The sequence below is a fragment of the Streptomyces colwelliae genome (genome assembly GCF_048158785.1).
Classification (GTDB): Bacteria; Actinomycetota; Actinomycetes; order Streptomycetales; family Streptomycetaceae; genus Streptomyces.
Window position 1 is genome coordinate 1 of record NZ_JBLTJC010000548.1, and the last position, 5,437, is coordinate 5,437.

Sequence of the window (5,437 nt, forward strand, 5' to 3'; positions counted from 1 at the left end):
CGGCAGCCCCGCCGGGAACACCCCCGCCGGCGACCCCTCCGGCCCCGGCTTCGGCGCCGGGAAGGCGGCCGCCGCCCGCGCCGCACAGGCCCAGGCGGGCCAAGCGGGCACCGCCACCGGGACACCCGCCTCCGCCGCTTCCACGGCCCTCTCCGGGCCCCAGCAGCCTGCCCCCGGCGTCCCCCAGCAGTCCGGCCCGGCGCAGCCGCAGGGCGCCGCCGTACCCACTCCCATGGCCTCCGGTGTCGGCGGCGGGCAGCCCTCCTGGGCGCAGCAGGTGCACCGGCTGGCCGGGGACGAGGACGGGCCCGTGGCGCCCTGGAAGCCGCCGGTGGAGGACGTGTTCCAGGCGGCGGCCCGGCGGCAGTCGGAGGCGCGGCCCGCGGGGCTCGGCAAGCGGCTCGTCGCGCGGCTCCTCGACACCGTCGTGCTCGGCGCGGTCACCGCCGCGGCCGCCGTACCCCTGGGCACCAGGGCGATCGACCACGTCAACGAGAAGATCGACGCGGCCAAGCTCTCCGGCCGGGCCGAGACGGTCTGGCTGCTGGACGGCACCACGGTCGTCTACCTGGGCATCGTCCTCGCCGTGCTCCTCCTCTTCGGTGTCCTCTACGAGGCGCTGCCCACCGCCAGGTGGGGCCGCACCCTCGGCAAGAAGCTCTGCGGTCTGGAGGTCCGGGGCATCGAGAGCCACGAGCCGCCCGCCTTCGGCGCGGCCCTGCGCCGCTGGCTGGTGTACAGCGTCCCGGGGCTGCTGGGCATCGGCGTCGTCGGTGTCGCCTGGTGCCTCTTCGACCGGCCCTGGCGCCAGTGCTGGCACGACAAGGCAGCACATACGTTCGTAGCGGCATAGGGGCATACGTCGTCCGGGGTACTTGATTCCGTACCTCGGACGGCCGCTCGCCGGATGCGGAGCCGGGCGGTTCGCGGTCGACTCGGGCCATGAGCACCGAACCGCCTCCGGGCTCCGGCCAGCAGCCGCCGGAAGACGACCCGTTCAGGAAGCAGCCCCCTCCTGGCCAGGGATCGGGCTCACCGTACGGCCACCCGCCGTACGGCGGCGACCAGCCTCCGCAGCCCCCTCCGTACGGCGGCGGTGGTGGTGACCCCTACGGCGGCGGTTCCTACCCCACCGACCCCCTCGCCGGCATGCCCCCGCTCGCCGACAGCGGCCGGCGCACGCTCGCCCGGATCATCGACCTGATCCTCGTCGGCATCGTCGTCTGGCTGGTCACCTGGGCCTTCGGCGTGCACGAGTACGACGTCGGCTCCAACGGCGCGTCGTACGCCAAGTCGCTCGGGCAGTCGCTCGTCGCGGCCGTGCTCTACATCGGCTACGACACCGTGATGACGGCCAAGGCGGGGCAGACGCTGGGCAAGAAGTGGCTGGGCCTGCGCGTGGCCAACCTCGACAACGGGTCGACGCCGTCCGTGCAGACCAACCTGATCCGCGCGGCGGTGCTGTGGATCCCGTTCGCGTTCTGCTGCGCCTGCATCTGGACGGCGATCTGCGGCGGTTGGAGCTTCTTCGACAAGCCGTACAAGCAGGGGCTGCACGACAAGGCGGCCAAGACCGTGGTGGTCAGCACGCGATGACGTGACCGCGTGACCGGGGCAACTCCCGGGGCGCACACAGCGATCGGCGGGTCCGTGGTCAACGGGCCCGCCGATTCGCGTGGTTGAGCCTGGGCTTGTGCTTGGTCTAGGGAGTGCTCCGCTCCCGTACCGGCTCCGCGGACGACATGGCGGCGGCGGAGACGGTCTCCCGCCGTACGGGCACCGGCACCCGCTGCTGCTGCGGAACGGCCGGAGCCGTGGTCTGGGTGGCGGTCCGGGCTGCTGCGGCGCGGGTCCTCGGCTGCGGCACCGTCAGGGAGACGAGCAGCCCGAGGGCGAGCGCCGCGCATGCGATGACCGCGATCCCCAGACCCGAGTTCGTCTGTGACAGCAGCAGCATGGCGAGCGTCGAGAAGATCACGGTGAACGAACCGTAGGCGAGCTGTGCGGCGGTCGGACGAGGCATGGCAATCGAGTCCTCGTTAGGCGATGGAGGGGAGGCTGTGAAAGGGGGGTGCGACAAGGATGTCGGCCTGGTTTTCCGCCGGTTCCTGGCGTTCCGCCAAGCGACTCTATTCGCCTGCATGCCCGAGTGGAACGTGCAGTAAGCATGACCTAACACACAGCTCCGGTGCATGGGGGGCGCACGGAGTCATACCGTCCACCAAGTGGACGGATGCACGCGCCTGTTGAGCGATACACGAGTCGGCCGTGCGTGTCCGCAAAGCGGACCCCGGCTTCGTATAGTGCACTTGTCCTGTTCAAGTCAAGGTCTGTCTTTTCCCGTAAACCTCTAGTCAAATAACGTCACTTGACTATCACGCGTTCACCGCGCGCGGACCTTCCATGACTCCAGGACCCCCCCTTCCGCGCGGTCGAGTGTGCGCAGGGGAGGACCTCAAGTGACCAGCAGACCCTGGACGTTCAGAGCGGCCGCGGTGGGCGTCGCCCTCGCGGCGGCCACCGCCACGTTCTCGACGTTCGCCGTGGCGGAGGCCGGTACCACGGCCAACTCCGCCAGTGTGGACCGGCACGACCCGGCACCGGTCGCACAGAAGGAGCACGACCTCGACGGCCCGCTGAGCAAGACGCAGGACGCGCAGCGCCAAGAGGCCCTGAACCAGGTCATATCCGGCAAGGCCTCGGTCAAGGACCGCAACGGCTCGCAGGTCGTCCAGCTCAAGAGCAAGGGTGGCAAGAGCAAGTACGTCGAGCTGGGCCGCGAGAAGACCGACAAGATCTTCACGATCCTGGTCGAGTTCGGCGACCAGGTCGACAGCCGCTACGGCGGCACCGTCGGCCCGCTGCACAACCAGATAGCCGCGCCCGACAGGGCGAAGGACAACTCCACGGCCTGGCAGGCGGATTACAACCAGGCGCACTTCCAGGACCTGTACTTCGGCACCGGCAAGAACACCGAGTCGCTCAAGAAGTACTACGAGAAGCAGTCCTCGGGCCGCTACTCGGTCGAGGGCGAGGTCACCGACTGGGTCAAGGTCCCCTACAACGAGGCCCGTTACGGCTCCAACGACGCATCGACCGGCGCCTGGTACGCGGTCCAGGACGGCGTCAACGCCTGGGTCGCCCAGCGCGAGGCCGCCGGCGACACGGCCGCCGAGATCAAGACGGAGCTGGCCCAGTTCGACCAGTGGGACCGCTACGACTACGACGGCGACGGCAACTTCAACGAGCCCGACGGCTACATCGACCACTTCCAGATCGTGCACGCCGGTGAGGACGAGTCCGCCGGCGGCGGCGCGCAGGGCGAGGACGCGATCTGGGCCCACCGCTGGTACGCCTTCGGCACCGACGCCGGTGCCACCGGCCCGGACACCAACCTGCTCGGCGGCACCCAGATCGGTGACACCGGCATCTGGGTCGGCGACTACACCATCCAGCCGGAGAACGGCGGACTCGGCGTCTACGCCCACGAGTACGGCCACGACCTCGGCCTCCCCGACGAGTACGACACCGCGGGCGGCGAGAACTCCACCGGCTTCTGGACGCTGATGTCGTCCGGCTCCTGGCTCGGCACCGGCAAGGAGGCCATCGGCGACCTCCCCGGCGACATGAACGCCTGGGACAAGCTCCAACTGGGCTGGCTGGACTACGACATCGCCAAGGCCGGCACCAAGTCCAAGCACACGCTGGGCGTCGCGGAGTACAACACCAAGAACCCGCAGGCGCTGGTGGTGCAGTTGCCCGAGAAGGAGGTCACCACCGAGGTGGTCACCCCGGCGCAGGGTGCCACGCAGTGGTGGAGCGGCAGCGGCAACAGCCTGAGCAACACCCTTTCCCGGACAGTGGACTTGACCGGGAAGTCGGCCGCCGCCCTCACGCTGGACGGCTACTACGACATCGAGGCCGACTACGACTACCTCTACACCGAGGTGTCGAAGGACGGCGGCACGACCTGGACCGCGATCGACGGCAAGCTGGCCGACGGCTCCGCCATCCCGCGTGACGGCAGCGGCAACCCCGCGCTCACCGGCACGGCGGCCGCGTACCAGAAGCTGACGTACCCGCTGGACGCCTACGCGGGCCAGAAGATCGACGTCCGCTTCCGCTACCAGACGGACAGCGGGGTGGCGCAGAAGGGCTTCGCGGCCGACGAGATCGCGGTGACCGCCGACGGCGCGACCCTGTTCTCCGACAACGCCGAGTCCGCCGACGCCGCCTGGACGGCGAAGGGCTTCTCGCGCATCGGCGCGTCCTTCACGGACGACTACGCGCAGTACTACATCGCCGAGAACCGTCAATACGTGTCGTACGACAAGGTGTTGAAGGTCGGCCCGTACAACTTCGGCTTCTCGACGACCCGTCCGGACTGGGTGGAGCACTACGCCTACCAGAACGGCCTGTTGATCTGGAAGTGGGACACCTCGCAGGCGGACGACAACACCAGCGAGCACGCCGGTGAGGGTCTGATCCTGCCGATCGACTCCCACCCGACGCAGCTGAAGTGGACCGACGGCACGCTGATGCGCAACCGCATCCAGGCCTACGACTCCCCGTTCAGCCTGTACCGGACGGACTCGGTCACGCTGCACAAGGCCGACGTCGCCACCAAGATCAAGTCGCAGCCCGGCGTCCCCGTCTTCGACGACGGCAAGTCGACCTACTACGACACGTCGAACCCGACGGCCGGTGTCAAGATCACTGACACCAACACCCGGATCAAGATCGTCAAGGAGCCGCTCGACGGCTCGACGGTGAGCGTTCAGGTCGGCCCTTCGGCGAAGTAGTCGGTAAAAGCGCAGGTCAGAAACGTATCGGCGGTGACCCCCTGGCGGGTCGCCGCCGATCCGTGTTTAGGTGCGTCCTGTGCTTGGCTTATTGACACCGACCTCGATACCGACCCGCCAGGGGGTGTGACCGCATTGTCCGCAGGAGGTTTCTGCAGGCTGCCGACCGGCAGCGTGGTGGTGGCGTTGAACCTGCCCAGACCCGCCGCCCAGGGTGACGGCTGCGTCCGCGTTCTCGTCCACGCCCGCAACCGCGCCCGGGCCCTGACCAGGCTCCGCAACCTCGGTATGCGGGCCGTCTACCTGCGCGGCAACGCGGAACCGCCGACCCCGGACGAGATCACCGCGGTCCTGCACCATCCCGATGGCCTGATATGGCGTACGGCACCGGCGCCTGACAACGCTGTCGTGATCCCGGGGCCGGAGCGGGCACAGGAGCTGTGGCATCCGATCCGGGCGCTGCTACGGAGGCCTGCGGCCTCGGCGTAGCGCTCCGCGGGAGGGGCGGTGTTCTGTCTGCGGGCCGGTGGGGGCTGGCCGCGCCGTTCCCCGCGCCCCTTTGGGGCGCGCGGTTGTTGCGACGCCTGGCTACCGCCCCGAGCGGCCCGCACGCCCCGTAGGGGCTGCCTTTAAGG

Annotated in this window: 5 protein-coding genes; 4 read left to right on the top strand and 1 reads right to left on the bottom strand. The window is 69.4% G+C overall.

Translation table 11 applies throughout. The features are described 5' to 3' along the window. Together ACNFOC_RS50450 and ACNFOC_RS50455 are read left to right on the top strand one after the other, a co-directional pair. The coding region (locus ACNFOC_RS50450; RefSeq protein ID WP_416965709.1) for an RDD family protein at window positions 1-853 on the top strand (853 nt) is incomplete at its 5' end. 89 nt (window positions 854-942) lie between these two features. Then, complete coding sequence (locus ACNFOC_RS50455; RefSeq protein ID WP_416965710.1) at window positions 943-1,596, top strand: RDD family protein; 654 nt, start codon at window positions 943-945, stop codon at window positions 1,594-1,596. A 106-nt stretch (window positions 1,597-1,702) separates the two neighbouring features. Here ACNFOC_RS50455 and ACNFOC_RS50460 read toward each other — a convergent pair whose 3' ends face one another. Then, window positions 1,703-2,023 carry a hypothetical protein gene (locus tag ACNFOC_RS50460; RefSeq protein ID WP_416965711.1) on the bottom strand — a complete coding sequence of 107 codons (321 nt, stop codon included), beginning with the start codon at window positions 2,021-2,023 and terminating at the stop codon, window positions 1,703-1,705. A 436-nt stretch (window positions 2,024-2,459) separates the two neighbouring features. Between ACNFOC_RS50460 and ACNFOC_RS50465 the strand changes: the two genes are divergently transcribed. Together ACNFOC_RS50465 and ACNFOC_RS50470 are read left to right on the top strand one after the other, a co-directional pair. Continuing rightward, a complete protein-coding gene (locus tag ACNFOC_RS50465; protein WP_416965712.1) occupies window positions 2,460-4,802 on the top strand; it encodes an immune inhibitor A domain-containing protein in 2,343 nt (780 codons plus the stop codon). 135 nt (window positions 4,803-4,937) lie between these two features. After that, window positions 4,938-5,291 carry a hypothetical protein gene (locus tag ACNFOC_RS50470; RefSeq protein WP_416965713.1) on the top strand — a complete coding sequence of 118 codons (354 nt, stop codon included), beginning with the start codon at window positions 4,938-4,940 and terminating at the stop codon, window positions 5,289-5,291. Window positions 5,292-5,437 lie beyond the last annotated feature (146 nt).

Bases quoted from the DNA above. Each gene is read 5' to 3' on its own strand.
- ACNFOC_RS50460 (WP_416965711.1), bottom strand. From the start codon at position 2,023: ATGCCTCGTCCGACCGCCGCACAGCTCGCCTACGGTTCGTTCACCGTG.
- ACNFOC_RS50455 (WP_416965710.1), top strand. From the start codon at position 943: ATGAGCACCGAACCGCCTCCGGGCTCCGGCCAGCAGCCGCCGGAAGAC.